This is a genomic window from Martelella sp. NC20, assembly GCF_013459645.1.
In the GTDB taxonomy this organism is placed as follows: domain Bacteria; phylum Pseudomonadota; class Alphaproteobacteria; order Rhizobiales; family Rhizobiaceae; genus Martelella.
In genome coordinates, this window is record NZ_CP054861.1 from 2,560,973 (window position 1) to 2,586,522 (window position 25,550).

Annotated in this window: 22 protein-coding genes; 12 read left to right on the top strand and 10 right to left on the bottom strand. The window is 63.4% G+C overall.

What is annotated here, in order from left to right:
- Positions 1 to 37 precede the first annotated feature (37 nt).
- The gene (locus HQ843_RS12195) at positions 38 to 832 is read left to right on the top strand and encodes a tetratricopeptide repeat protein (protein ID WP_180898062.1); all 795 of its coding nucleotides are present in this window, start codon (positions 38 to 40) and stop codon (positions 830 to 832) included.
- A gap of 251 nt (positions 833 to 1,083) precedes the next feature.
- On the opposite strand, the gene HQ843_RS12200 is transcribed toward HQ843_RS12195, so the two are convergent.
- The 4 genes from HQ843_RS12200 to HQ843_RS12215 form a co-directional block, all read right to left on the bottom strand.
- The gene (locus tag HQ843_RS12200) at positions 1,084 to 1,950 is read right to left on the bottom strand and encodes an SDR family oxidoreductase (protein ID WP_180898061.1); all 867 of its coding nucleotides are present in this window, start codon (positions 1,948 to 1,950) and stop codon (positions 1,084 to 1,086) included.
- The gene (gene queG / locus HQ843_RS12205) at positions 1,941 to 3,080 is read right to left on the bottom strand and encodes a tRNA epoxyqueuosine(34) reductase QueG (RefSeq protein ID WP_180898060.1); all 1,140 of its coding nucleotides are present in this window, start codon (positions 3,078 to 3,080) and stop codon (positions 1,941 to 1,943) included. Before queG ends, HQ843_RS12200 begins: the two co-directional genes overlap by 10 nt.
- 68 nt (positions 3,081 to 3,148) lie before the next feature.
- Positions 3,149 to 3,841: a glutathione S-transferase family protein gene (locus HQ843_RS12210; RefSeq protein WP_180898059.1), complete on the bottom strand. Its 693-nt coding sequence runs from the start codon at positions 3,839 to 3,841 to the stop codon at positions 3,149 to 3,151.
- A gap of 116 nt (positions 3,842 to 3,957) precedes the next feature.
- Positions 3,958 to 4,797: an undecaprenyl-diphosphate phosphatase gene (locus HQ843_RS12215; protein ID WP_180898058.1), complete on the bottom strand. Its 840-nt coding sequence runs from the start codon at positions 4,795 to 4,797 to the stop codon at positions 3,958 to 3,960.
- Positions 4,798 to 5,000: 203 nt separating this feature from the next.
- Between HQ843_RS12215 and HQ843_RS12220 the strand changes: the two genes are divergently transcribed.
- Both HQ843_RS12220 and HQ843_RS12225 read left to right on the top strand, forming a co-directional pair.
- Positions 5,001 to 5,408, top strand: a complete 408-nt coding sequence (locus tag HQ843_RS12220; RefSeq protein WP_180898057.1) for a DUF805 domain-containing protein — start codon at positions 5,001 to 5,003, stop codon at positions 5,406 to 5,408.
- Between the two features lie 105 nt (positions 5,409 to 5,513).
- Positions 5,514 to 6,800: a lytic murein transglycosylase gene (locus tag HQ843_RS12225; protein WP_246710361.1), complete on the top strand. Its 1,287-nt coding sequence runs from the start codon at positions 5,514 to 5,516 to the stop codon at positions 6,798 to 6,800.
- 287 nt (positions 6,801 to 7,087) lie between these two features.
- Here HQ843_RS12225 and HQ843_RS12230 read toward each other — a convergent pair whose 3' ends face one another.
- Positions 7,088 to 8,728: an MFS transporter gene (locus HQ843_RS12230; protein WP_180898056.1), complete on the bottom strand. Its 1,641-nt coding sequence runs from the start codon at positions 8,726 to 8,728 to the stop codon at positions 7,088 to 7,090.
- Positions 8,729 to 9,033: 305 nt separating this feature from the next.
- Here HQ843_RS12230 and rimP point away from each other — a divergent pair, with 305 nt between their 5' ends.
- The 4 genes from rimP (at position 9,034) to infB (ending at position 14,878) form a co-directional block, all read left to right on the top strand.
- Positions 9,034 to 9,651, top strand: a complete 618-nt coding sequence (gene rimP / locus HQ843_RS12235) for a ribosome maturation factor RimP (protein WP_180898055.1) — start codon at positions 9,034 to 9,036, stop codon at positions 9,649 to 9,651.
- A gap of 88 nt (positions 9,652 to 9,739) precedes the next feature.
- Positions 9,740 to 11,386 carry a transcription termination factor NusA gene (nusA, locus tag HQ843_RS12240; protein WP_180898054.1) on the top strand — a complete coding sequence of 549 codons (1,647 nt, stop codon included), beginning with the start codon at positions 9,740 to 9,742 and terminating at the stop codon, positions 11,384 to 11,386.
- Positions 11,387 to 11,388: 2 nt separating this feature from the next.
- Entirely contained in the window at positions 11,389 to 12,045 is a 657-nt protein-coding gene (locus HQ843_RS12245; protein ID WP_180898053.1) for an RNA-binding protein, read from the top strand.
- 100 nt (positions 12,046 to 12,145) lie between these two features.
- The gene (gene infB, locus HQ843_RS12250) at positions 12,146 to 14,878 is read left to right on the top strand and encodes a translation initiation factor IF-2 (protein ID WP_180898052.1); all 2,733 of its coding nucleotides are present in this window, start codon (positions 12,146 to 12,148) and stop codon (positions 14,876 to 14,878) included.
- A gap of 398 nt (positions 14,879 to 15,276) precedes the next feature.
- On the opposite strand, the gene HQ843_RS12255 is transcribed toward infB, so the two are convergent.
- Genes HQ843_RS12255 through HQ843_RS12265 form a run of 3 tightly spaced genes read right to left on the bottom strand, consistent with a single transcriptional unit; the run spans position 15,277 to position 18,306 of the window.
- Positions 15,277 to 16,596, bottom strand: a complete 1,320-nt coding sequence (locus HQ843_RS12255; protein WP_180898051.1) for an HlyC/CorC family transporter — start codon at positions 16,594 to 16,596, stop codon at positions 15,277 to 15,279.
- A complete protein-coding gene (aroB, locus tag HQ843_RS12260) occupies positions 16,593 to 17,720 on the bottom strand; it encodes a 3-dehydroquinate synthase (RefSeq protein ID WP_180898050.1) in 1,128 nt (375 codons plus the stop codon). Before aroB ends, HQ843_RS12255 begins: the two co-directional genes overlap by 4 nt.
- Positions 17,713 to 18,306: a shikimate kinase gene (locus HQ843_RS12265; protein WP_180898049.1), complete on the bottom strand. Its 594-nt coding sequence runs from the start codon at positions 18,304 to 18,306 to the stop codon at positions 17,713 to 17,715. Before HQ843_RS12265 ends, aroB begins: the two co-directional genes overlap by 8 nt.
- A gap of 100 nt (positions 18,307 to 18,406) precedes the next feature.
- Between HQ843_RS12265 and xerD the strand changes: the two genes are divergently transcribed.
- The 4 genes from xerD (at position 18,407) to HQ843_RS12285 (ending at position 21,962) form a co-directional block, all read left to right on the top strand.
- The gene (gene xerD, locus HQ843_RS12270) at positions 18,407 to 19,345 is read left to right on the top strand and encodes a site-specific tyrosine recombinase XerD (RefSeq protein ID WP_180898048.1); all 939 of its coding nucleotides are present in this window, start codon (positions 18,407 to 18,409) and stop codon (positions 19,343 to 19,345) included.
- Between the two features lie 74 nt (positions 19,346 to 19,419).
- Positions 19,420 to 20,373, top strand: a complete 954-nt coding sequence (locus tag HQ843_RS12275) for an acetyl-CoA carboxylase carboxyltransferase subunit alpha (protein ID WP_180898047.1) — start codon at positions 19,420 to 19,422, stop codon at positions 20,371 to 20,373.
- 144 nt (positions 20,374 to 20,517) lie between these two features.
- The gene (locus HQ843_RS12280; protein ID WP_180898046.1) at positions 20,518 to 21,723 is read left to right on the top strand and encodes a L,D-transpeptidase family protein; all 1,206 of its coding nucleotides are present in this window, start codon (positions 20,518 to 20,520) and stop codon (positions 21,721 to 21,723) included.
- On the top strand, positions 21,720 to 21,962 hold the full coding sequence (locus HQ843_RS12285; protein WP_180898045.1) for a sulfurtransferase TusA family protein: 243 nt from the start codon (positions 21,720 to 21,722) through the stop codon (positions 21,960 to 21,962). Before HQ843_RS12280 ends, HQ843_RS12285 begins: the two co-directional genes overlap by 4 nt.
- A 23-nt stretch (positions 21,963 to 21,985) precedes the next feature.
- Here the strand turns inward: HQ843_RS12285 and HQ843_RS12290 are convergent, their stop codons facing one another.
- On the bottom strand, positions 21,986 to 23,074 hold the full coding sequence (locus HQ843_RS12290; RefSeq protein ID WP_180898044.1) for a CobW family GTP-binding protein: 1,089 nt from the start codon (positions 23,072 to 23,074) through the stop codon (positions 21,986 to 21,988).
- Between the two features lie 8 nt (positions 23,075 to 23,082).
- Positions 23,083 to 24,210 carry a D-alanyl-D-alanine carboxypeptidase family protein gene (locus HQ843_RS12295; RefSeq protein WP_180898043.1) on the bottom strand — a complete coding sequence of 376 codons (1,128 nt, stop codon included), beginning with the start codon at positions 24,208 to 24,210 and terminating at the stop codon, positions 23,083 to 23,085.
- 148 nt (positions 24,211 to 24,358) lie between these two features.
- Between HQ843_RS12295 and HQ843_RS12300 the strand changes: the two genes are divergently transcribed.
- A complete protein-coding gene (locus HQ843_RS12300; RefSeq protein ID WP_180903494.1) occupies positions 24,359 to 25,522 on the top strand; it encodes a M20 aminoacylase family protein in 1,164 nt (387 codons plus the stop codon).
- The last annotated feature ends 28 nt before the right edge of the window (positions 25,523 to 25,550 follow it).

Sequence of the window (25,550 nt, forward strand, 5' to 3'; positions counted from 1 at the left end):
TACGCCCATCGGGGCGCTGAGAACAGACGGAGATTGAATGAAAATGAACAATCCCACCGGTCAGGCATCGCGCGCGGCGATCCTGCTCGCCGCAGGCCTTGTTGCCTTGTCGGGGTGCGCCAGCGTACGCGGCGGCGGCACGAACAGTTCCGGATACCGCATGGCCGAGGACTTCGCGGGGCTTTCGGTTTCCCAGCAGGCGCAGGTCAGTTATCGGCTGGAAGGCGCCTATCTTTCCCGCCCCGGCCGGCTGAACACCGGTATTGAGTATTCGGAGTATCTCAAGGCGACCGGCGATTACAAAAAGGCCAATGAGGTGATGCGGCAGGTGGCCGCACTCAATCCCGGTTCGGGCGAGGCGCAACTGTTCTACGCCAGGTCGCAGGCAGCGCTCGGCTATTATCCGGATGCGCTCAGAACCGTGCGCCAGGCCGGCCAGCTCAGCCCCGACGACTGGCGCGTCTATATGGAAGAAGGCGCGATCCTCGACCAGATGGGCCAGCCGATGGAAGCGCGGATGCGCTATCGCAAGGCGCTCAGCCTGTCGCCGAACAATCCCGACGTGTTGTCGGCGATGGCGACCTCCTATGTGCTGACGCATAATCTCCAGAACGCTGAAGATTTTCTGCGTCAGGCGGCGGAACAGCGCGATGCCGGCTCCGACGTCCGGCTCAATCTCGGCCTCGTTCTGGCGCTTCAGGGCAAGCAGGAAGAAGCCCGGCGCGTGGTCACCGCCGGCGTCTCGGCCGACGAGGCGCAGCAGAACCTCGCGGCGCTGGCAGCGGCAACGGCGCCCGGCGGGGCGTGGGAGCAGTATGCGGTCGGGATGTAGGGATAAGCGTCGTCACTTTTGCACGAGGCTATTGTGGTCCGGTTTGGCGACGTTCCGCCGCACTCTCCCGTCCACCTGTGTCATGCTCGTGCTTGACACGAGCATCCAGGCGACACGGAGAACGCCGCCTGGACCCTCGGGTCAAGCCCGAGGGTGACCCTGAATAGGGGGAGAGGGCGTTCGTCAAACTGAGTCGCGGAAGAGAAAAGCTATGTTCAGGATCTGCGGAAAGACATATGAGCCAGCCATCCTCAATACGCCCGCATATCCCACAACTGCTTCAGCGACTGGCGGTAGTTCGGGAATTCGAATTCATAGCCGAGCTTGCGCAGCTTGGCGTTGCTGACCCGCTTGTTCTCGCCCCAGAACGATTTCGCCATGGGCGACATGTCGGCCTTCTCGAACGGGATTTCCGGCGGCGGCTCGATGCCCATCAGCCGCGCCGCCTCGGTGATCACATCCTGTGGCGGCGCCGGTTCATCGTCGGTGACGTTGAAAATTCCGCCGATCTCGCGCTCGGCAAGAAACGCCGCGGCATAGCCGATATCTTCCACCCGGATGCGGTTGAAGACCTGGTTCTTCTTGATGACGCGCTGGGCCGAGCCGTCCATCAGCTTGCGGAACGGGTTGCGGCCGGGCCCATAAATGCCTGAAAGCCTGAGAATGGCCACCGGAAGACCGTGTTTCTCGCCGGTCTCCAGCCATTGTTCCTCGGCAGCCAGACGCTGTATTGAGCGCTCCGAGGTGGGTCGGCATTCGGAGGTCTCGTCCACCCATGCGCCGTCATGATCGCCGTAGACGCCGACGGTCGAGAGATAGCAGAGCCATTGCAGGTCCGGCAGTTCGTTATGAGCGGTGCGGCTTGCGATATTGAGCACGCAATCGCCATCGGGACCGGGCGGGATCGACTGCACCAGATGGGTGACGCAGGAAAGCTTGTGGCCAAGTGCGGGGTCGACGGCGTTGCCGTCGAAGACGAAGGCCTCAATGCCGACATCGCCGAGACTGGCGGCCTTCTCGGCGGTGCGCGTTGTGCCGGCGACATGGCGTGCGGAGGGGGCTAGTGCGGCGGCGATCGCCTTTCCGGAATATCCGGCGCCGAAAATCATCAGATGCATAGCGTCTCTTCCTCGCGTTGCCATTCGTGACGGACGGTTTCATCAGTCTCATGTAAGCGCGTTCTTGCCAATGCCGCAAATTCATCTCGGGGCAGAAGCCGCGCCAGCGCCCAGACCGCCATCGCCCGGACAGCTGCGCTGTCATCATCGATCAGGCGCTCGCAAAAGGGGGCAAGCGAAGGTTCGCCGCTGTTGCCGGAAGCGATCAGGCAATTGCGGACGAACCGGTCGCGGCCGATCCGCTTGATCGGCGAGCCGGCGAAGCAGGCGCGAAAGGCGGCATCGTCGAAGCCGAGAAATTCGGACAGGCGCGGGGCTTTCAGATCGTCGCGCGCGACCAGTTTCATCTCCGAGGACTGTTCCGCGAACTTGTTCCACGGACAGGCCGCAAGACAGTCGTCGCAGCCATAGATCCGGTTTCCCATGGGCGCGCGGAATTCGAGCGGGATGACGCCGTGATGCTCGATGGTGAGGTAGGAAATGCACCGCCGCGCATCGAGCCGGTAGGGCGCCGGAAAGGCATTTGTCGGACAGACATCGAGACAGGCGCGGCATGAGCCGCAATGGTCACGCTCGCCGGCATCGGGAGCAAGGTCAGCGGTGGTGAAGATCGAGCCCAGGAACAGCCATGAGCCGAACTCCCGGCTCACCAGATTGGTGTGCTTGCCCTGCCAGCCGATGCCCGCCTTTTCGGCAAGCGGCTTTTCCATGACGGGCGCGGTATCGACGAAAACCTTGACCTCGGCGCCGGTGCGGGCGGCGAACCGGCCGGCGATCTGCTTCAGCCGGCCCTTGATGACATCGTGGTAATCGCGGTTTCTGGCATAGACCGAAATATTGGCCCGCTCCTTCCGTTTCAGAAGCGGTCGCGGGTCCTCCTCCGGCCCGTAATTCATCGCCAGCATGATGACGGAGCGCGCCTCGGGCCAGAGCTTCAGCGGCGAGGACCGGCGCTCGAACGTGTCCGCCATCCACGCCATCTCGCCATAATGGCCCTTTGCGATCCCCTCGGCGAGCGCCTTTGCCGCTTCCGGCATATCTTCGGCGCGCGCGATCCGGCAGGCAGAGAAGCCTTGCAAGAGGGCTTCCTCGCGCAGGAAATGTTTCAGCTTGTCGGAACGCTCGTCCATCTTGCCGCCGTTTCGTCGATCCGCATCGCCGCAAAGACGATGCTTTCTCCAAGGTGGCGTGTTGCGGCCTAAAAATCCAGATCGGCGTAGTGAGAAACCGGAACCACGCCGCGCACCCGGTCGGCGAGAAGCGCGCGGAAGGCGGGGCGCGATTTCAGCCGCTGGTACCATTCCTTGGCGGCGGGCGTCTCGTCCCACTTGATCTCGCCAAGATAATCAAGCGCGGAGATCGCGCCGCCGGCGGCAAGGTCGGCATAGCTCATCCGCTTGCCGGCCAGCCAGCCCCGGCTTCCGGCAAGCCAGGCGAGGTATTTCATGTGCTGGCGGATATTGGCGCGGGCAGCGCGCAGCACCCGCGAATCGGGCGCGCCGCCGCCATATTCGGTGCTCATCTGCAGCTTGTAGACCCGCTCGCGGCAGAGCGGATGGGTGACGTCCTGTTCGAGCTTCAGCAGGAACCATTCCGTGAGCCGGCGGATTTCGGCGCGCTGGAACGGCTCCTCGGCCAGAAGCCGGCGTTCGCGCTGGAGCACGCCATGGGTCTCGTCCATGAATTCGGCGATCACGAACGGCCCGCAAAGCGCGCGCATGTTGTCATCGACATAGACCGGCAGCGTGCCGGCCGGATTGGCCGTCAGGAAGGCCCTGCGTTTTTCCCAGGGCCGCTCCTCGATCAGGTCGACCTCGAAGGCATATTCGCCGATCACCAGGCGAATGAAGCGGGAGGCGGCGGACATGGGGTGGTGATAGAGCGTAGACATCTGGCTTCCGTCGCGGGAGGCTCGGATCGGAGCCCGGCCTGACGCCGCGGCAAGACCCGGTCTCGGGGTTGCGTTGTCGCCTATATAACCACCGAAGGATTAATGATGGGTGACCGTCAGCCGTCGGGGCTGATCACGCCAAGCGCAAGCAGGACCAGAAGCCCGCCTCCGAGCGCCACCCGGTAATAGACGAACGGCATGTAGCTGCGGGTCGAGACCAGCCGCAGGAAGAACACGATCACCGCATAGCCGACGAAAAAGGCGATCACGGTCGCAAGCGCCGTCGGCCCCCAGCCGACCGGATTGTCCTCGCCGATGCTTTTGAAAAGCTGGTAAAAGCCGGAGCCGAAGACGGCCGGAACGGCCAGCAGAAACGAATAGCGCGCCGCCGCCTCGCGCGTGTAGCCGAGCAGCAGTCCGGCGCTGATCGTGCCGCCTGAGCGCGAAACGCCCGGTATCAGCGCCATCGCCTGGGCCAAGCCGAAGAGAATGCCGTCGCGCCAGGTCAGTTGCTCCAGCCGGATGCGCTTGGCGCCGATCCTGTCGGCAATGCCCATGATGACGCCGAAGATGATCAGCATTGCGGCGGTGATGTAGAGGTTGCGCAGCGAGGTCTCGATTTCGTCCTTGAACAGCAGGCCGAGGATGACGATCGGCAGCGAACCGATGATGATCAGCCAGCCCATGCGGATGTCGGCCTTGTCGTAACCGCTGCCGAGCCTGAGATTGTGGCCGAGCCAGGCCTTCGCGATCCGCACGATATCCGACCGGAAATAGACCAGCACGGCGAGTTCGGTGCCGATCTGGGTAATGGCGGTAAACGCCGCCCCCGGATCGGCCCCGGAAGGCAGGAATTCGCCGGCGATGCGCAGATGCGCGCTGGAGGAGATCGGAAGAAATTCCGTCAGCCCCTGCAACAGGCCCAGAAAGGCGGCCTCGATCCAACCGATAATCATGAGTTTCAGCCGACCTCGAATTGATGAAAGAAACGGAGATGCACAGCAAAGGCGCGGAGGCAAAGCGCCCGGCCACGCGCAGACGTTTACTATCCGAAGAGGGCGGGCTTGGAAAGAACGGAGCGTGCCTGTGGCGAGCGCGCGGTTATTGCACTCATGGCGCACTGCGCGTAGGTTGAGACTGGGTCAACAGGGGAAAAATCATGTCGGATTCATCGATCATCGGTCGCGACCACCGCAATGTCGGCTTCGTGGAGGCCTTGCAGCTTGCCTTCAGGAATTATTTTCTGTTCAGCGGCCGCTCCTCGCGCGGGGCTTTCTGGTTCTGGGTGCTGTGGACGCTGATCATCAGTATCGTGCTGAGCGCGGTTGATTCGATATTGTTCGGCAGCGCCAGGGTCGGCTTTTTTGGCGGTATCTGGAACCTTGTGACCTTTATTCCGGGCATTGCCATCGGCGCGCGCCGTCTTCATGACGTCAATCGCAGCGGCTGGTGGCAGCTTATCGGGATTACCGTGATCGGGCTGCTCGTTCTGCTCTACTGGTTCGTCAAGCCGGGCCAGGAACAGACCAATGATTTCGGACCGGACGCCGAGGCGGGGAGGGACTGACGGGCTCTTTACGCGGCGCCATCGTAATGCCTTGTAGTCGCCATAATTGATTTATCATTCGGTAACCCTGATGCCCGAGAATCCGCGCGAAAAGGAGAAGCCGGAATGACCAGATCCCGCCCGCTGATGGCGATACGCATCGTCTGCGCCCTGTTTGCGATTGCGCTCGCCTTCCTTGCCGGGGCGGGTTTCTCCTCGGTCGCCAACGCCTATGACAAAGCGAGCGTCGATCGCCAGTTCAGCCAGTGGCTTGCGAGCGACATGCGCCAGGCGGCGCTGCGCTCCGGGGTTTCCGCGGCAGTCTATGACCGGACAACGCAAGGCCTCACGATCAACTGGTCGCTGCCGGACCTGGTGCCGCCGGGCACCAAGCCGCCGGCCGAGCGTCGCCAGACCCAGCCGGAATTCTCCGAGCCCGGTCCCTATTTCAGCGAGAGCAATCTGAACTATCTCGCTGTGAAAGGCCGTCAGCTCTACAATCAGTACAAGCCGGTGCTCGACCGGATCGAGGCGCAATACGGCGTGCCGGGCCGGATCGTGCTGGCGATCTGGGGCCGCGAGATGGGCTATGGCGCGGCTGAGGAAAAATACGACATTCTGCAGGTGCTCGGCACCAAGGCGTTCATGACAGGATCGCGCCAGCAGATGTTCCAGCGCGAGTTCATTGCAGCACTTCAGATCATCCAGAGCGGCGCCGCGCCTCTCGACAAGCGCAAGGCGTCATGGGCCGGCGCCTTCGGCCAGCCGCAGCTCATGCCCTCCAATTTCCAGAGCTACGCCGTCGATTTCGACGGCGACGGCGTCATCGACGTCTGGGATTCTGTGCCTGATTCGCTCGCCACCATCGCCAAGCATCTGGCAAGCGACGGCTGGGAGCGCGGGCGCGACTGGGGCTATGAGGCGGCGATCCCGGACAATGTCTCCTGCGCCCAGGAAGGGCCGGACAATGCGCGGGCAATCTCCGCCTGGGTGAAGCAGGGCATCACCCGCGTCAACGGCAAGGCGTTTCCCGCAGAAGAGATGCGCAAGCCGGGCATGATGCTGGTGCCGCAGGGCCGCTACGGGCCGGAATTCATCGTCACGCCAAATTTCTACGTGCTCAAGGAATATAATAATTCCGACCTTTATGCCCTGTTCGTCGGCAATCTCGCCGATCGCATCCAGTATGGCATGGGCGCGTTCGCCCAGCCCTGGCAGCGCACCGGCACGCTGCTGCGCTCGGATGTCGCCGCCATGCAGCGGAAGCTGGAAGGCATGGGCTATGACGTTGGCGGCGCGGACGGGCTGGTCGGCTTCAAGACCCGCCGCTCGATCGGCGACTGGCAGGCGAGAAACCGCGTAAACCAGACCTGCTGGCCGACGCCGGCGTTGAAGAACGAATTGCTGCGGTAGTCGCGGGGCTGCTGGGGCTCGTATTGAAACGAATGTCGACCGAACCCCATACCCGCATAGCCCCCAATCGATCTCCCCCCTTGAGGGGGAGATGTCGCGAAAGCGACAGAGAGGGGTGCAGCGCTTCCAATTTACTCTGAGTATGCGGTTTGCGGTTCACCCCCCTCTGCCCCTGTCGGGGCATCTCCCCCTCAAGGGGGGAGATTGAAGGCTGCGAGGTGGATGGGAACGTCGTTAGGCTGAAACGGGCTGCGATACAGGCGTTCTCCGCTTCGCCCCGCCACCCCTCAATGATGGTGCTGGTGCACATCGTAGGGGCGGTTGAAGATCCCGTCGCGCGGCGGGATGGTCTGGCGTTCGATCATGCGCCGGACCCGCGGCATGCCGTCTTCCCGGTGCAGCTCGCGCAGGCGGTCGAAGTTTTCGGCATCGGCCTGGGTGCGGCGCTGGTTATGGCGCACATAATCGACCCAGGTGGGGGCGTGATAGGTCTCGAACCAGACATCGGGTTCCTCGATATCGCGCATCAGCGCCCATTTGCGCGCGCCGTCGCGCAGCCGGATGCGTCGGCGCTCGACCATCAGCCGCAGGAATTCCCGGGTATCTTCAGCCGCGATCACGAAACGGGTCTCGACCACGATCGGGCCGGAACGGGCGACGAGATTGAGCGCCGGCTCCGGTGTCTGGAACCGGTTGAGCGGATCGAGGTTCAGGCTTTCGAAGGCTGGCATCTTGAACAGCAGGCCGACTGCCGCCCCAAAGACTGCAACGCCGGCCGCCGCCAGAAAGGCATGGGTTATCGTATGGTTTTCGGCGACGTACCCCCAAAGCCAGCTTCCGCCCGCCATGCCCCCGAAGGCGGCGGTCTGGTAAAGCGACAGCGCCCGGCCGACGACCCAGCGCGGCGTCGTCAGCTGCACCACCGTGTTGAACAGCGAAAGCGCCAGCACCCAGCAGGCGCCGGCGGCAAACAGCGCCAGACAGTCGAGGATCAGGGACGTCGAGAGCCCCATGACCACTGCGCTCGCGCCAAACAGCAGGAAGGCGGCGCGAATGATCGCCTCGTTGGAAAGGGCGGCCCGGAGCCTGGCATTGGCAAAGGCCCCGCCGATCGCGCCGATGCCGAAGGCGCCGAGCATGATGCCGAAGGTCTGCGGTCCGCCGTCGATCACGTCACGCGCCACCAGCGGCAACAGCGCCACCGCCGAAACCGTGGCAAGGCCGAACAGGAAGGCGCGCAGCAACACCTTCAATATGTTGGGCGACATGGACACATAGCGCAGCCCGGCGCCGATGGCGGTGGTCATGTTCTCGCGCGGCAGCGGGTTTTCCGGGGCCATGAACTTCCAGCGAACGATCACCGTCAGCAGGCCGAGATAGCTCATGGCGTTGACGGTGAAGGCCGCCGCCGCGCCGCCGATGGCGACGATCGTGCCGCCGACGGCCGGGCCGACGCTGCGGGTAATGTTGAAGCCGACGGAATTGAGCGTGACCGCGCCCGGTACATCGGAGCGCGGCACCATGTCGCCGACGGCGGCCTGCCAGGACGGATTGTTGAGCGCATTGCCGCTGCCGATGAGAAAGGTGAAAGCGAGCAGCATCCACGGCGTTATCACGCCGGCAACCGCCGCAAGCGCCAGCGCCACGGAGACGGCGAACATGAATCCCTGGGCGGCGAGAATCACCCGCCGGCGGTTAAAACTGTCGGCGACCGCCCCGGCGACGAGCGCGAACAGCATGACCGGCAGCGTGGTCGAGGCCTGAACCAGCGCCACCATGCTTTCCGAATTCGAAATCGAGGTCATCATCCAGGCGGCGCCGACACTCTGGATGTTGGTGCCGAGATTGGAGGCGATCGACGCAACCCAGATATTGCGGAATGTCGCATGCGCAAACGGGGCGAAAAGCGAGGGAGTCGCCGTGTTCATGGGTGGTCGTTCCTCCGGGCATTTTGTTGTTTTCGTACGGGCATGGCATTGCGGATGCGACGCTGCGTTCGATCCGGCTGCCCAGCCGAACCATGAGTATAGGGCCGAAATCGGGCGATTGCCTATATCCCGCGAGGCCGGTTCCACGTGCGGGGCACGATAAAACTTGCAATTTTCCGTCCGGGGGGGTATTTAGAACTCAAATTCTTGATCGTCAGATGAAGGGTGGGGCCGCACGGACCCGCTCTTTTTTGTTTGGCGCGGCCGCCAGGCGCCGGGAGCCTGATGGGACAGATTTGAGGAACATGGCTGACAAGGCGAGAGAAGAACGGCTGATTGTTGAAACCGGCGTCGAGAAACGGATTGCCGACATGATCGAGCCCGTTCTGGAGGATATCGGTTTCAAGCTGGTGCGGGTCAACCTCTCCGGCCAGAACGGGCTGACGCTGCAGATCATGGCCGAGCGTTTCGACGGCACGATGACTGTCGAGGACTGCGAGGACGTGTCCAAGGCGGTCTCGCCGGTGCTCGATGTCGAGGACCCGATCGACCGGGCCTATCACCTGGAAGTCTCCTCGCCCGGGATCGACCGGCCGATGGTGCGCAAATCCGATTTCTACCGCTGGAAAGGCCACTTGCTGAAATGTGAGACCTCGGTCCTCATCGGCGAGCGCAAGCGGTTCCGCGGCCGCATCATCGAGGCCGACAATGACGGCGTCACGCTGCTGCGCGACGGCGTGGCCTATGGCGAGCCGAATGAGGTCACAATCCCGTTTTCGGCGCTTTCCGAAGCCAAGCTGATCCTGACGGACGAGTTGATCCGCGAGGCGCTTCGGGCCGACAAGCTGGCCAAGGGAAAGGCCGCCAATGAAAATGACGAAGACAACGGTGCTGAAGACATCGACGGCACCGAAGAGAATTGACAATCGCCTGGCCGCCGCTTCCAACGCGCGGGCGTGACAGCAATTTCGCGAAGCCTTGAGGCTCGCAAGCAAGAATGGAGACAGGAACATGGCAGTAAGTGCGAACCGGCTGGAACTGTTGCAGATCGCCGATGCGGTGGCGCGGGAAAAATCGATCGATCGCGAGATCGTCCTGACCGCGATGGCCGATGCCATACAGAAGGCGGCCAAGTCGCGTTACGGGTCGGAAACCAATATCCGCGCCGATATCAATCCGAAGACCGGCGAAATCCATTTGCAGCGCCTGCTTGAGGTTGTCGAGGTAGCCGAGGATTACGGCACCCAGATCCCGCTGGCACTGGCGCTTGACCGCAACCCGGAAGCCAAGCTCGGCGATTTCATCGCCGACCCGCTGCCGCCGATGGATTTCGGGCGCATCGCCGCCCAGTCGGCCAAGCAGGTCATCGTCCAGAAGGTCCGCGAAGCCGAGCGCGACCGCCAGTTCGATGAATACAAGGACCGCATCGGCGAGATCGTCAACGGCACGGTCAAGCGCGTCGAATACGGCAATGTCATCGTCGATCTCGGCCGCGGCGAGGCGATCATCCGCCGCGACGAGATGATCCCGCGCGAAGTGCCGCGTTATGGCGACCGCATCCGCGCCTATGTCTACGATGTCCGCCGCGAACAGCGCGGCCCGCAGATATTCCTGTCGCGCACCCATCCGCAGTTCATGGTCAAGCTGTTTGCCATGGAAGTGCCGGAAATCTACGACGGCATCATCACCATCAAGTCGGTCGCCCGCGATCCGGGCTCGCGCGCCAAGATCGCGGTGATCTCGTCGGATTCCTCGATCGATCCGGTCGGCGCCTGCGTCGGCATGCGCGGTTCGCGCGTCCAGGCGGTGGTCGGCGAATTGCAGGGCGAGAAGATCGATATCATTCCGTGGTCGGAAGATCCGGCCTCCTTCATCGTCAATGCGCTGCAGCCGGCGGAAGTCGCCAAGGTGGTGCTCGATGAGGATGCCGAGCGTATCGACGTCGTCGTGCCGGACGACCAGCTTTCGCTGGCGATCGGCCGTCGCGGCCAGAATGTCCGGCTTGCCTCGCAGCTCACCGGCTGGGACATCGACATCATGACGGAGAACGAGGAATCGGAGCGCCGCCAGAAGGAATTCAACGAACGCTCGCAGCTGTTCATGGACGCGCTCGACGTCGACGAGATGGTCGGCCAGGTTCTGGCCTCGGAAGGCTTCGCGGCGATCGAGGAACTGGCCTATGTCGAACTCGACGAAATCGCCTCGATCGAGGGTTTCGACGCGGAGACCGCCGAGGAAATCCAGATGCGCGCCCGCGAGCATCTCGAGCGTCTCGAGGCCGAACTGGACGAAAAGCGCCGGGAACTCGGCGTTTCCGACGACCTGCGCCAGATCGACGGCATGACGCTGGCGATGATGGTGGCGCTTGGCGAGGAAGGCATCAAGACGATGGAAGACTTCGCCGGCTGCGCAGCGGACGATCTGGTCGGCTGGGCCGAGCGTCAGAACGGCCAGACCAAGCGTTTCGAAGGCACGCTGTCGTCCTTCGCTCTCTCCCGCGTCGAAGCCGAAAACATGATCATGCAGGCGCGTCTGGCCGTCGGCTGGATCACCGAGGAAGACCTCGCGGCCGATCTTCCCGAGGAAGAGGAAGAGGAAGCCGCGGGCGAGGAAGAGCCGGCGGCTGACGATCTGAGCGGCGTATTCCCGCAGTCGTGACCATGCCCCGCAAAGCGGTCGAGGCGGCGGCGATGAACGAGCGCACCTGCATCGTCACCCGCAAGGGCGGCGATCCGGATGACCTCATCCGGTTCGTCGCCGGCCCCGACCAACAGGTGGTGCCGGACCTGAAGCGCGCGCTTCCGGGCCGGGGCTGCTGGGTTGTGGCGGAGCGCTGGGCCATCGACAAGGCGGTCGCCAAGGGCCTGTTTTCCCGGGCGCTGAAACAGAAGGTCGAGGCCGCGGATGATCTCGGCCAGATCGTTGACATGTTGATGGCGCGCCAATTGGCGGGTATGATCAACATGGCGATCAAGGCCGGGGAATTTGTTACGGGTTCGGCCAAGGTCGACCTTGCGATCAGAAGCGGTGCGGCGATCGCCGTGTTTCATTCCGCCGATGCCGCCCCCGACGGCGTTCGCAAGCTGAACCAGGCTCGTACGGCCTTCATGCATCAAAGCGAGGCCGATGCGCCGGTCCCGGCGCTGAGGCCTTTCAAGGCGGACGAAATCGGCACTCTTTTGCATGAGAATGCGTTTAAACACGCCGCAGTGCTTGCGGGAAAGGCCGGTGAGGGTGTAGTGAAGCGCGCAATGATACTTCAAAGGTACCGGTTAGACCCCGGAGCCGAAGGAAAAGCCGCGATGACGAACACATGACGACGTCACGGAAGTTGGCCGGACGCCAGAATATGAATTATTAGGGCGGGTATACTGTCTCCGATCGGAGACGGTTCCCGCGCCAAGGAACGGGAACCGAATGACGGACAGTAAAGACGACAAGACACTCGACAACGAAGGCAAGAAGACACTGAAGCTTAAGCCATCGGGTGTGAGCCAGGGCACCGTGCGCCAGGATATGGGCCGCGGTCGCAGCAAGGCGGTCGTGGTCGAAACACGCAAACGCCGGATCCACAAACCCGGTGAAGATACCCCAACTGCGGCTCCCGCATCGCGCGCGCCCGCGCCTCAGGGCGGCCAGCCGCGCGCGGGCGAGACCCGCCGCAATGATGACCGCCCGACGCACCAGCCCAAGGGCCAGCCCTCGCGCCCGGGCGCGCAGAACCGCCAGCGCGGCGGACAGCCGGATCGCGGCGGTTCCGACAGGGGCGGCCAGAACCGCCCCCGCGGCAATGTGCTTCATGATCTCTCCCAGGGTGAAATGGACGCCCGTCGCCGTGCGCTGGTAATGGCCCAGCAGCGCGAGGTCGAGGATGCCGAGCGCCGCAAGCGTGAAGCCGAAGAGGCCCGCATAGCCGAAGAAGCCGCCAGGCGCGAGGCCGAGGAAAAGGCAAAGCGCGAGGCCGAGGAAGCCAAAGCCCGTCCTCCGGCCCCGGAACCGGTGGTCGAGCAGCCGCCTGCGGCGGCTGAAGTGCCGGTCGTGCCCAATTTGCCGCCGGACGAAGACGCCAAGCCGAGCCGAACCGCACAGCGTCCGCGTCCCAAGGGCGCGACAGCCGAAGATGATGATAGCCTGGCACGTGGTCGCAAGCCGCGCCGCGAAGGTGAGGACGATGGCGCACCGGCCCGCGGCAAGACGCTGAGGCCCGATGCTGCTGCGAAGCCCGCCTCCCGCCCGAAGAGCACCGGAGAGCGCCGCCGCGGCAAATTGACCGTGACCGCGGTAACCGGCGATGAGGAAGGCGGCGCCCAGCGCGGCCGCTCGCTTTCGGCCATGCGCCGGCGGCAGGAAAAGATGCGCCGCGCCCAGGCGCAGGAGCCGCGCGAAAAGGTTCTGCGCGAAGTCGTGCTGCCGGAAACCATCACCATTCAGGAACTGTCGCAGCGCATGTCCGAACGTTCGGTCGATGTGATCAAGTATCTGATGAAGGAAGGGCAGATGATGAAGCCCGGCGACGTGATCGATGCCGATCTCGCCGAGCTGATCGCCACCGAATTCGGCCACACCGTCAAGCGCGTTGCCGAATCGGACGTGGAAGAGGGCATTTTCGACGTCAAGGACGACGAGGGCGATCTGCAGCCGCGCGCTCCGGTCGTCACCATCATGGGCCATGTCGACCACGGCAAGACCTCGCTGCTCGACGCGATCCGCCATGCCAACGTGGTCTCCGGCGAGGCCGGCGGCATCACCCAGCATATCGGCGCCTATCAGGTCGAGCAGGACGGTCACAAGATCACCTTCATCGACACCCCCGGTCACGCCGCCTTTACCGCGATGCGCGCCCGCGGCGCCGAGGCGACCGATATCGCCATTCTGGTGGTTGCGGCCGATGACAGCGTCATGCCGCAGACGATCGAGTCCATCAATCACGCCAAGGCCGCCGGCGTGCCGATCATTGTTGCGATCAACAAGATCGACAAGCCGGAAGCCGACGCTCAGAAGGTCCGGACCCAACTGCTTCAGCATGAGGTGTTCGTCGAATCCATGGGCGGCGAGACGCTGGACGTCGAGGTTTCCGCCAAGACCGGCATGAACCTCGACAAACTGCTCGAAACGATCCTGCTGCAGGCCGAAGTTCTCGACCTCAAGGCCAATGCCGACCGCACCGCCGAAGGCGTCGTCATCGAGGCCCAGCTCGACCGTGGCCGCGGTTCCGTCGCAACCGTGCTGGTTCAGAAGGGTACGCTCAAACCGGGCCAGATCGTCGTCGCCGGCGATCAGTGGGGCCGCGTTCGCGCGCTGGTCAACGATCGCGGCGACCACGTCAAGGAAGCCGGTCCGTCGATGCCGGTCGAGGTGCTCGGCCTCAGCGGCACGCCCGCTGCCGGTGACCGCTTCGCCGTCGTTGAAAACGAGGGCAAGGCCCGCGAAGTCTCCGAATACCGCCAGCGGCTCGCCCGCGACAAGGCGGCGGCCCGACAGTCTGGTTCGCGCGGTTCGCTCGAACAGATGATGAGCCAGTTGCAGGATACCGGGCTGAAGGAATTCCCGCTCCTGATCAAGGGCGACGTTCAGGGTTCGGTCGAGGCGATCGCCGCCGCGCTCGAAAAGCTCGGGACCGACGAAGTGCGCGCCCGGATCGTTCATGCGGGGGCCGGCGGCATCACCGAATCGGATATTTCGCTTGCCGAAGCGTCCAACGCGGCGATCATCGGCTTCAATGTCCGCGCCAATGCGCAGGCCCGCCGGCTGTCCGAACAGGAAGGCATCGAAATCCGCTATTACAACATCATCTACGATCTGGTGGATGACGTGAAGGCGGCGATGTCGGGCCTGCTGTCGCCGGAGCGTCGCGAGACCTTCCTCGGCAATGCCGAGATCCTCGAGGTGTTCAATATTTCCAAGATCGGCAAGGTCGCGGGTTGCCGCGTTACCGAAGGCCGTATGGAACGCGGCGCCGGCGTCCGCCTTGTCCGCGACAACGTGGTCATCCACGAGGGCAAGCTGAAGACGCTGAAGCGCTTCAAGGACGAAGTCTCCGAAGTGCCGGTCGGCCAGGAATGCGGCATGGCCTTCGAGAACTACGAGGACATCCGCGCCGGCGACATCATCGAAGCCTTCCGCGTCGAGCACATCACGCGTACGCTCTGATTTTCAGAGCCTGCGGAAATTGAAAGGGCCGGCAGCGATGCCGGCCTTTTGTTGTTTGTGATGGGGGCTTTTTACCGCTCAATGAAATGCAGTCTGGTTCGCACTATCGGTCGCGTTCGCACCTATCAGCCCACAATCTCTCCCCTTGAGGGAGAGATGCCCCGACAGGGGCAGAGAGGGGTGAACCGTTTCTGCGGGCACGGCGTTTGCGGCTTATGCCCGATACCCCTCTCTGTCGCTTTCGCGACATCTCCCCCTCAAGGGGGGAGATTGGGAACGGCGGGGCCTCGGGTAAATTTTACGTTCCTGCGAGTCGGTTCAGGAGGGGGCGCCGAGCACTCCTGAAATCAATGCAGCTCAGCGACACCAATCGTCAGCATGCCGAGCGACATCGCCCCTCACACCGCCGGCGGCGTTACCGTTGCGGCGGCGCCGAGCGGGCGGATGCGGAGCTTGGTGATGCGGTTCTTCTCGCGTTTCATGACGATGAAGCGCTTGCCGTAGAAGGTGAAGGACTGGCGTTCCTCGGGGATCGTCTGGCTCTCGTGAATGACGAGGCCGGCAATGGTGGTCGCCTCCTCGTCGGGCAGGTTCCAGTCGAGCGCGCGATTGAGGTCACGGATCGGGACCGTGCCGTCGACCACGATCGAGCCGTCGGCCTCCTGCTGCACGCCGGAGATTTCCAGATCGTGCTCGTCTGCGATATCGCCGACGATTTCCTCCAGGATATCCTCCAGCGTGACGATGCCCTGCACCTCGCCATATTCGTCGACCACAACCGCGATATGCACCTTGCGGCGCAGAAACGCGTTGAGCTGGTCCTTCAGATTGGTGCTGTCGGGCACGAACCACGGCTTTTGCGAAACCTTGACGATGTCGATGGTGGAGGGCGCGGCATGGGGTTCGGCGAGCGCGCGCGAAAGGTCTTTCGAGTGGACGACGCCGATGATGTTGTCGATCGAGCCGCGCCAGACCGGAAGCCTTGTATAAGGGCTTTCGAGCACCGTCTTGACGGCCTGCTCGGGCGCGTCGTCGGCATTGACGGCGCGCATCGCGGTCCGGTGGATCATCACGTCGGAAACCTCGAGCTCGCCGAGATCGAGCACGCCGCCGAGCCGGTCGCGGTCGGCCTTGATCACCGAGCCCTCGCGATGAAGCAGATCGACGGCGCCGCGCAATTCTTCATGCGCGGTCAGCATTTCGCCGCCCTTGGTGAGCGTCACGCCGAAAACGCCCAGGATCAGGCGCACCACCATGTTGACGAGGCTTGAAAGCGGGCCGACCACCAGCACGAAGGCCCTGACAGGCACTGCCACCACCAGCGCGAACCGGTCGGTCGCCGAGATTGCCCAGCTCTTCGGCAGCACTTCGGCGAAGATCACCAGAAGCGTCGTCATGATCAGCGTCGCGTAGGCGACGCCGCTATCCCCGAATATGCTCAGGAACAGGGTCGTGGTGAGCGACGAGGCCAGAATGTTGACGAGGTTGTTGCCGATCAGAAGCGCGCCGATCAGCCGGTCGCGCCGCGCGATCATGGTGTTGACGAAACCGGCCCGCCGGTCGCCCTGCTGCTCTAGCGTATACATGCGCGCCCGCGAGACGGCGGTCAACGCCGTTTCCGAGCCCGAGAAGAACGCCGATACGATGATCAGGGCGACAATGATCGCCATCGTCAGACCGTATTCAGAGAAGATGTGCGAAATATCGCCTGTGGTCATTGCGGATGTTTTTCCGTCAGAAATGCCAGAACCTCGGAGGCGGGTACATCGTCTGCGATGAAGGCCTCTCCGATGCCGCGCGTGAGGATGAAGGTCAGTTTTCCACCCTTTACCTTTTTGTCCTGGCCAATGGCATCCAGCATTATATCAGGCGGAGGGAGGTCCCCGTCAATATCCGCAAGTGATGTCGGCAGGCCCGCTTCCTTCAGATGGGCGGCCACGCATTCGCCGTCGTCGGGGCTTGCAAGGTTCATGCGCGCGGAAAACTCATGCGCCAGCACCATGCCGATCGCCACCCCCTCGCCATGGACCAGCCGTGCGCTGTCGTAACCGGTTGCCTGTTCCAGCGCATGGCCGAACGTGTGGCCGAGGTTGAGGAGGGCGCGGCGCCCGTTCTCGCGCTCGTCGGCGGCAACCACGGCGGCCTTCGCCTCGCAGCTCCTCGCGATCGCCTCGATCCGGGCATCGCCGCCCGCAAACACCGCCTGGCGGTGCTTTTCGAGCCAGTGGAAGAAATCGGGCTGGTCGATCAGCCCGTATTTGACGACTTCGGCATAGCCCGCGGCAAATTCGCGCGGGCTCAGCGTATCCAGCGTCGCTGTGTCGGCGAGCACCAGATCGGGCTGGTGGAACGCGCCGACGAGGTTCTTGCCGTGGCGCGAATTGATGCCGGTCTTGCCGCCGACGGAGCTGTCGACCTGAGCAAGCAGCGAGGTCGGGACCTGGATGAAATGCATGCCGCGCCGGGCAATCGCGGCGGCAAAGCCGGTGAGGTCGCCGATCACGCCGCCGCCGAGCGCGATCACCGCGTCGGAGCGTTCGATCCGGGCCTCGAGGATGAAATCGACAACGGCGGTGAGGTTGTCGAAGCTCTTGGTCTTTTCGCCCGCCGCAAGCGTCATCGCGAAGGTCTCGATGCCATCGGTCTGCAGGCTCTCGGTGAGCGTGTCGAGATAGAGCGGCGCGACATTGACGTCGGAGACGATCGCGACCTTGCGGCAGTTCAGCCGGGCAAGGGTCTCGCCGCCGGCGCTGGTCAGAAGATCGCGCCCGATCAGGATGTCATAGCTGCGGTCGGCGAGGTCGACGCGGACGATCCGCTTGTCGGATACGCTTTCAGTCATGGGAATATCTTCCTTCATCGATGGCGGCGAGCGCATTCAGCACATCGCGCATCACGGCTTCCTTGCGGACATTGCGGGAGTGGACGGTGATGTCGGCTTCCGCGTATACCGGATAGCGGCTGTCCATCAGGTCCTTGAGCGTCTGCTTCGGGTTCTCGGTCTTCAAAAGCGGGCGGGTGTGACGGCGCCTGACGCGATCCCACAATGTTTCAAGATCGGCGTTCAGCCACAGCGACAGGCCGGAGCGGGCGATAAGCTCCCGGTTGACCGGGTTGATGAAAGCGCCGCCGCCGGTGGACACGATCGCGGGCCCCTCCGCCAGGACCCGTTCGATCACCCGGGTCTCGAGCGCGCGGAATTCCGGTTCGCCGTAAGCTGCGAAGATATCGGCGATCGTCATCTGCGCGGCGGATTCGATTTCGTGGTCGGTGTCGATATAGGGCAGGGCGAGCTGGGCGGCGACGAGCTTGCCGATCGCGCTCTTGCCGGCGCCCATCAATCCGACCAGGATCAGATTGCGCCCGGCAAGTCCGGCAATCGCCTTTTGCCGCAGTCTCGCCTGGCCGGTATCTTGTTTTACGTTCATAGCGTGCCCATTCTTGTCCTGCCACGTATCGGCAAATGCTCGGGGGGCGTCAAGCCGAACGGCGTCGAATTCGGGTTCGGACAGCAGGGAGTGGACCGCATTGGATCTTTCAGGCGCTCATATCGAGGCGTTCATCGAAATGCTGAGCGCGGAGCGGGGTGCGGCCGACAACACGCTTTCAGCCTATCAGCGCGATCTCGACGACTATCGCGACTTCATGATTGACCGCGGCGTTTCCGTCGACGACGCGGGTTCGGGCGATATCGCCGCCTATCTCTCCGAGCTTTCGCGGCGCGGGTTCGCGGCAAGCTCTCAGGCAAGGCGACTTTCGGCGCTGAAGCAGTTCTATCAGTTTCTCTATGCCGAGGGTATGCGCGGCGACGATCCGACCGGCATCATCGATGCACCGAAAAAGTCCCGGCCGCTGCCGAAAATCCTCTCTGTCGCCGATGTCGACCGGCTGCTGGAGCAGGCGGCGGCGGAGGCGCGTGAACACGGTCCACAGTATTTTGAGAAGCTGCGCATGAGCGCGCTCATGGAAACGCTTTATGCCAGCGGCATGCGGGTTTCCGAACTCGTCACGCTGCCGGCGTCGGTGATGAAGAAGAAGGAGCGGTTTCTCACGGTGCGGGGCAAGGGCAACAAGGAACGTGCCGTTCCGCTGTCGCGCCGCGCGCTGGATGCGCTTGCCGCCTTCGATGCCGAGCGGCAGAAAGCCGCGGGCGACCACGAAAACCCTTATCTGTTCGCCTCCCGCGGCGCTGCCGGGCATCTTTCGCGCCAGGTGTTCGCGCGCGACCTGAAAGGGCTTGCCGGCCGGGCGGGGCTCAGAACCACCACGATCTCGCCGCATGTGTTGCGCCATGCCTTCGCAAGCCACCTGCTGCAGAACGGCGCCGACCTGCGCGCGGTGCAGGAAATGCTCGGCCATGCCGACATCTCGACCACGCAAATCTACACCCATGTGCTGGAAGAGCGGCTCCGGGAACTGGTGGAAATGCATCACCCCCTTGCAAAAGAAGCCAAAAAACGGGATTAAGCGGCACAATATTGTAAGTGGAAGCCCGAGAACCCGGTTCCGGGCCCGGCGGAAAACCCAGGGAAACTGCGACAATGTACAGCTATCTCGATTTCGAAAGGCCGATCTCCGATCTGGAAGCCAAGATTATCGAGCTGAAGAAACTGGCCGATGATGGCGAGAGCATCGACACGTCGGAAGAGATCGCGCGCCTGGAAACCCGCGTCAGCGAGGCGATGACCGATATCTACGGCAAGCTTTCGCCATGGCAGAAGGCGCAGGTGGCCCGCCATCCCCAGCGCCCGCACTTCCTCGATTACGCCAAGCGGCTGTTCACCGAATTCACCACCATCGCCGGCGACCGCAATTTCGGCGAGGACGCGGCGATCCAGGCGGGGCTTGCCCGTTTCCGCGGACGCCCCGTCGCCGTGATCGGCGAGGAGAAGGGCCACGACACCAAAAGCCGGCTGAAGCATAATTTCGGCATGCCGCGGCCGGAAGGCTACCGCAAGGCGATCCGCCTGATGGAGCTTGCCGACCGTTTCAACCTGCCGGTGATCTCGATCGTCGATACCCAGGGCGCCTATCCCGGCGTCGGCGCGGAGGAGCGCGGACAGGCGGAAGCGATCGCGCGGTCGACCCAGATGTGCCTCCGGATCGGCGTGCCGATGATCACGCTGGTGATCGGCGAGGGCATGTCGGGCGGCGCGATCGCGATCGCGGCCGCCAACCGGGTCTATATGCTGGAACACGCGATCTATTCGGTGATTTCGCCGGAAGGGGCGGCCTCGATCCTGTGGCGCGATTCCGCCCGCGCCAAGGAAGCGGCAACCAACATGAAGATCACCGCCCAGGATCTGAAGGGATTCGGCATTGTCGAGGAGATCATCCCCGAGCCGGTCGGCGGCGCGCACCGCAATGCCGATATCGTGATCGACGCTTCGGGCGACCAGATTGCCGAGGGGCTCGGCGAGTTCGACGGCAAGTCGCCGGAGGAAATCCGCAATCTGCGCCGCCAGAAATTCCTCGCCATCGGCCGTAACCTCTGAGGATTTGCGATCCCTCACCGGGTTGCTGTTGCCGGGGCGGAAAGAAACGGTTAACGCTTTCTTGAAGTTTGACAGTGCATTATGATTTCCACTGCGTGGCGGGCAACCGTTGCGTTTGAAGGCAAAATCCGGCAGGTTCTATCCATGCGCTTGACTGTACTGGCCCCGATAATGTTCGCCGCTGTGGCGCTAACGGGCTGCAACAGCTTTTTTGACAGTACCGACTTCTCCTCCGTGCAGGAGAAGATGAACTATTCTTTGCCTTCTTCCATGGTGGCGAAGATGAGTTCGCGCGACATGGCCAAGAACGCGCCGATCACGATCCGGATCTTCAAGGAAGAGGGCGTTCTGGAAATCTGGAAGCAGAAACGCGACGGCACCTATGGCGAACTCGAGACCTATGAGATCTGCGCCTGGTCCGGTAAGCTCGGCCCCAAGAAGAAGGAGGGCGACCGGCAGGCGCCCGAAGGTTTCTATCCGCTCTCCAAGGGGCTTCTGAACCCCTATTCGCAGTATTTCCTGGCGATCAATACCGGCTATCCCAACCGCTATGACCGCGCCAACCAGTTCACCGGCTCCGATCTGATGATCCACGGCGCGTGCTCATCGCGCGGTTGCTATTCGATGACCGACGAGCAGATCCTCGAAATCTTCTCCCTTTCGCGCGACGCCTTTGCCGGCGGCCAGCAGGCGATCATGCTGCAGGCCTACCCGTTCCGCATGACCGCGGAAAACATGGTGCGCCACCGCCACAACGAGAACTACCCCTTCTGGCAGACGCTGAAGGAAGGCTACGACTATTTCGACGTGACCCACAAGGTGCCCGACGTCGATGTCTGCGGCGGCGACTATGTGTTCAACAAGGATCCGGTCAATGGCGGCGATGTCGCCTCCGATCGCGCCTGCCCGGTCATGGCCTCCAATATCCCGACCCAGGACATGATGCCGCTTGCGACGAGCCGCACCGAGTACCAGAAGCAATTTGCCGCAGCGCTTGCGAAGAACGAGGACAAGGTCTGGATCGATCCGAGCGAATCGGAACGCAAGGCGATCGTCGCCGATCTGCGCAAGGACCCGACAGACGCGCTTTACCAGCCGACCGGCTCCGCGCTGGAGGCCGGCCGTTACGTCACCGTCGACGAGTACCGCATCGCCAAATACGGTCCGCTGGAGACGCCCGCCGAAGCGCCGGTCGAGATCGACACCGTCACCCAGACGGCTGCAATCCCGGATGTGCCGGACGTGCCGGTTTCCTCTTCGGTTCCGATTCCCGAGCCGAGCCCGATGGCCGCTTACGCCGAGCCCGAGCCCGCGAAGAAGGCCGACAAGCCGTTCTGGAAATTCTGGTGAGCGAAGGCTTAGCGCCGCAGTCCTTCCATTATGATCTGAAGGGGCTGAAATGCCCGCTGCCGGCGCTCAAGACCGGCAAGCGCCTGCAGGACCTTGCGCCCGGCAGTCTGCTGACCGTCGAGACCACCGATCCGCTCGCCGTGATCGACATTCCCCACCTCTGCCATGAGAACGGCCACCGGCTGATTGCCACCGAAAAGACCGAAAGCGGGCACCGTTTCGTGATTGCGCGGGCCTGACCGCCTCGGACGGGCCGAAAAGATCAGCGCCTGAAGCCGAAGGCGGAAAGCGGGTTTTCCTCAAGCGCCGCGCGGTCCGGCCGGTCGATTGCCGGTCGGTCGAGGAAGCTTGCAAACAGCTCGCGCACCGCCGTTTCGGAAAGATCCGAGCCGATCACCACGATCCGCGTCTCCGGCGCGACGCCCTCGGGCCAGCCGGCAAGTAGACGTGCCGGATAGACCCTGTCGCCGACGCCGTGGATCGCAAGTGGGCGGGGTTCGCCGGCTAGCGCCACGATCCCCTTGATACGCAGGATATGCCCGCCGTGCTCGCCGGCCAGCCGATGCTGGAACGCCTCGATCACCGGTCGCGACGCAAGGACGCCCGCGGACAGCACGAAGGCGCGGATATGCTCGTCGTGGCGGTTGACGTCGTGATGGTGGTGATCGTGGCCGGCAACCGCCGCCCGCAACCATTCGCCGACTTGCGCCGATTTGCGCGCCGGATCGAACAGGCCCGCAACCAGAAGGCCGGGTTGAGCGGCCATGGGTGCTGCGCCATCGACGATTTCGGCGGTCGGGTTGATGGCGGCAAGCCGCTCGGCGAGGCCGGCCGTCGCCTCAGCCGGGACGAGGTCGGTCTTGGTGATGACGAGGCGATCGGCGACGGCGACCTGGCGGGCGGCTTCGTCATGACGCTCAAGCGCCCCGATCCCGGTAACCGCATCCACCAGCGTCACCACGCCATCGATCCGGAAGCTGGCGGCAATCGCCGGATGCGCCATGATCGCCATCAGCACGGGAACCGGGTCGGCAAGGCCGGTGGTCTCGATGATCACCCGGCTAACCGGCCTGATCCTGCCGGTCTGCATCCGGTCGAGCAGGTCGGCGAGCGTGTCGATCAGTTCGCCGCGCACCGTGCAGCAGAGGCAGCCATTGGAAAGCTCGATGATCGAATCGCCGGAGCGTTCGACCAGAAGGTGGTCGATGCCGACTTCGCCGAACTCGTTGATGATCACCGCGGCATCGGCAAGGGCCGGATCACCGAGCAGGCGGTTCAGAAGCGTCGATTTGCCCGCGCCGAGAAAGCCGGTCACGATCGAAACGGGGATAGGATGCGAAGGCTGGTACATTTTGACTTTTATTGCTCGGGCCGGGCATAGGGCAGCGGCACATAGGTGAGATTGTCGAGCGAGCTTGCCACGGTTTCGGTGTCGTTCGGCAGGCGGAATGCATCGATGGTGGCAAATTCCTTCGGCAGCGGCTTCAGATAGGGCGACTTGAAGATGTAATTGCCGTCGTCGTCGCGTATGTCGCCACGGTCCTGGATCGCTTCCGCGGTACAGATCTGACTGGTGATATCGGCAACCGGGCGGTCCGGGGCCGGCGGCGGCAGATAGCTCGCAAGTTCGGGGCCGGAGCGCTCATTCGTCGTCAGGCCGGCCTGCAGCAGTTCGGCGGCCTTGTCCGCGCGCGCGGGCACGCTGTTGGCGCCGAAGGCGACGGCGATCACCGTGCGGCCGCCGCGCGAGGCCGAGGAAACCTGGTTGTAACCCGAGGCGCAGACGAAGCCGGTCTTCATGCCGGTCGCGCCGTCGAAATTGCCGACAAGCAGATTGGTGTTGCGGTATTTTCCGCTGTCCGCCGCGATGCCGGGGATGGTGAAATAATAGTGATATTCCGGAAAATCGTTGCTGATTGCGAGCGCCAGAACCGCCATGTCGCGCGCGGTGGTATATTGGCCGGTCTGCGGACTGGCCATCGAGGTCATGCCGTTGGCGTTGACGAAACGGGTGTCGACCATGCCGAGTTCGGCGGCCTTGGCGTTCATGCGGGCGATGAAGGCCTCGCGCCCGCCGATCGCGGCATCGGCGACGGCATGGGCGGCGTCGTTGGCAGAATGCACCAGCATCATCTTCAGCGCATTGTCGACCGTCACGCGGGTGCCGGGCGCGAAATACATCTTCGAGGCCGGTTCATTGGCGGCGGCTGCCGAAAAGGTGATCGCCGCGCGCGGATCGAGCCGGCCCGATTTCATGTCCTCGAACACGAGATAGGCTGTCATCAGCTTGGTGAGCGAGGCCGGATACCATTTCCTGAACGGCTCGTTGGCAAACAGCACACGCCCGGATTTGGCATCGACCACGACATAGGGGTTGGCGTAGGCGGCGCCCGGAAGTGCCAGTCCGGCAAGCATCAGCCCGGCCAGCAGCAGGGCGCCGGCCACCGTCCGGCCAAGTTGCCGGGTTCTCGATTTCGTCCTGGCCATTTGAAACACGGGAGTTCTCTCCACTTGCCTGTCGGCTGCTATCGATATACCCCTTGAAGGGCTCGTCTTCTTGATGCGGACACGTTCGATCCCACATAATGTTAGCGTGTTTTACAACGAATTTTAGAAAAATGCAGGGGTATCATTAATGCCGGTGCTGAACTATGCCGCCGAACTTCAAAATCAAGCGGCCGAATGGCGGCGCCACCTGCATCGTCATCCCGAGCTGCTCTATGACGTGCAGGCGACGGCGGATTTCATAGCAGGCAAATTGCGGCAGTTCGGTGTCGATGAGGTCATCGAGGGCATTGGCCGCACCGGCGTGGTCGGCCTCATCCATGGCCGGGCGGGCGAGGGGCGCACGATCGGCCTGCGCGCCGATATGGACGCGTTGCCGATCGGCGAGGAAACCGGCAGGCCGTGGGCCTCGACAATCCCGGGGAAGATGCATGCCTGCGGCCATGACGGCCACATGGCGATGCTGCTGGGGGCTGCGAAATACCTCGCCGAGACGCGTAATTTCAGGGGCAGGGTGGCCGTGATTTTCCAGCCCGCCGAAGAAGGCGGCGGCGGCGGCAAGGCGATGATCGAGGATGGGCTGATGGACCGGTTCTCGATCGCCGAGGTCTATGGCATGCATAATTTTCCCGGCCTTCCCGTCGGCGCCTTTGCGATCCGCCCCGGCCCGATCATGGCGGCCACCGACGAGTTCCGGATCGTGATCACGGGCAGGGGCGGGCACGCGGCCCAGCCTCACAAGGCCATCGATCCGATCATGATCGGCAGCCAGATCGTCGGCGCGCTGCAGATGATCGTCTCGCGCAGCGCCGATCCGGTGAGCGCGCTGGTGGTCTCGGTCACCGAGTTCCACGCGGGCTTTGCCCACAATGTCATACCGTCGCAAGCCGAACTCGGCGGCACGGTGCGCTCCTTCACCCCGGAAAACCGCGACCTTGCCGAAGGCAGGATCAGGGCCATCGCCGAGGGGCTGGCCGCTGTCCACGGCGCAAAGGCAGCGGTGACCTACACCCGCAACTATCCCCCGACGGTCAATCACGAGGGCGAGACGCGCCATGCCGCGGACGCCGCGATCACGGTTGCCGGCGTCGAGGCGGTCGATACCGACTTCGCGCCGTGGACGGCGGCGGAGGATTTTTCCTACATGCTCGAGGCCCGGCCGGGCGCCTTCATCATTCTCGGCAATGGCGACAGCGCCGGGCTGCACAACCCGGACTATGATTTCAACGACGAGGCGCTCCCCTACGGCATTTCCTACTGGGTCCGCCTCGCCGAAGCCCGCCTCGCCGCCTGAACCCGCAAAGCAAAATCAGGGCTTTTCA

Excerpts from the sequence above, each read along its gene's own strand:
- HQ843_RS12195 (WP_180898062.1), top strand. The coding sequence starts at position 38 with ATGAAAATGAACAATCCCACCGGTCAGGCATCGCGCGCGGCGATCCTG.
- HQ843_RS12200 (WP_180898061.1), bottom strand. The coding sequence starts at position 1,950 with ATGCATCTGATGATTTTCGGCGCCGGATATTCCGGAAAGGCGATCGCC.
- queG (WP_180898060.1), bottom strand. The coding sequence starts at position 3,080 with ATGGACGAGCGTTCCGACAAGCTGAAACATTTCCTGCGCGAGGAAGCC.
- HQ843_RS12210 (WP_180898059.1), bottom strand. The coding sequence starts at position 3,841 with ATGTCTACGCTCTATCACCACCCCATGTCCGCCGCCTCCCGCTTCATT.
- HQ843_RS12215 (WP_180898058.1), bottom strand. The coding sequence starts at position 4,797 with ATGATTATCGGTTGGATCGAGGCCGCCTTTCTGGGCCTGTTGCAGGGG.
- HQ843_RS12220 (WP_180898057.1), top strand. The coding sequence starts at position 5,001 with ATGTCGGATTCATCGATCATCGGTCGCGACCACCGCAATGTCGGCTTC.
- HQ843_RS12225 (WP_246710361.1), top strand. The coding sequence starts at position 5,514 with ATGACCAGATCCCGCCCGCTGATGGCGATACGCATCGTCTGCGCCCTG.
- HQ843_RS12230 (WP_180898056.1), bottom strand. The coding sequence starts at position 8,728 with ATGAACACGGCGACTCCCTCGCTTTTCGCCCCGTTTGCGCATGCGACA.
- rimP (WP_180898055.1), top strand. The coding sequence starts at position 9,034 with ATGGCTGACAAGGCGAGAGAAGAACGGCTGATTGTTGAAACCGGCGTC.
- nusA (WP_180898054.1), top strand. The coding sequence starts at position 9,740 with ATGGCAGTAAGTGCGAACCGGCTGGAACTGTTGCAGATCGCCGATGCG.
- HQ843_RS12245 (WP_180898053.1), top strand. The coding sequence starts at position 11,389 with ATGCCCCGCAAAGCGGTCGAGGCGGCGGCGATGAACGAGCGCACCTGC.
- infB (WP_180898052.1), top strand. The coding sequence starts at position 12,146 with ATGACGGACAGTAAAGACGACAAGACACTCGACAACGAAGGCAAGAAG.
- HQ843_RS12255 (WP_180898051.1), bottom strand. The coding sequence starts at position 16,596 with ATGACCACAGGCGATATTTCGCACATCTTCTCTGAATACGGTCTGACG.
- aroB (WP_180898050.1), bottom strand. The coding sequence starts at position 17,720 with ATGACTGAAAGCGTATCCGACAAGCGGATCGTCCGCGTCGACCTCGCC.
- HQ843_RS12265 (WP_180898049.1), bottom strand. The coding sequence starts at position 18,306 with ATGAACGTAAAACAAGATACCGGCCAGGCGAGACTGCGGCAAAAGGCG.
- HQ843_RS12275 (WP_180898047.1), top strand. The coding sequence starts at position 19,420 with ATGTACAGCTATCTCGATTTCGAAAGGCCGATCTCCGATCTGGAAGCC.
- HQ843_RS12280 (WP_180898046.1), top strand. The coding sequence starts at position 20,518 with ATGCGCTTGACTGTACTGGCCCCGATAATGTTCGCCGCTGTGGCGCTA.
- HQ843_RS12290 (WP_180898044.1), bottom strand. The coding sequence starts at position 23,074 with ATGTACCAGCCTTCGCATCCTATCCCCGTTTCGATCGTGACCGGCTTT.
- HQ843_RS12295 (WP_180898043.1), bottom strand. The coding sequence starts at position 24,210 with ATGGCCAGGACGAAATCGAGAACCCGGCAACTTGGCCGGACGGTGGCC.
- HQ843_RS12300 (WP_180903494.1), top strand. The coding sequence starts at position 24,359 with ATGCCGGTGCTGAACTATGCCGCCGAACTTCAAAATCAAGCGGCCGAA.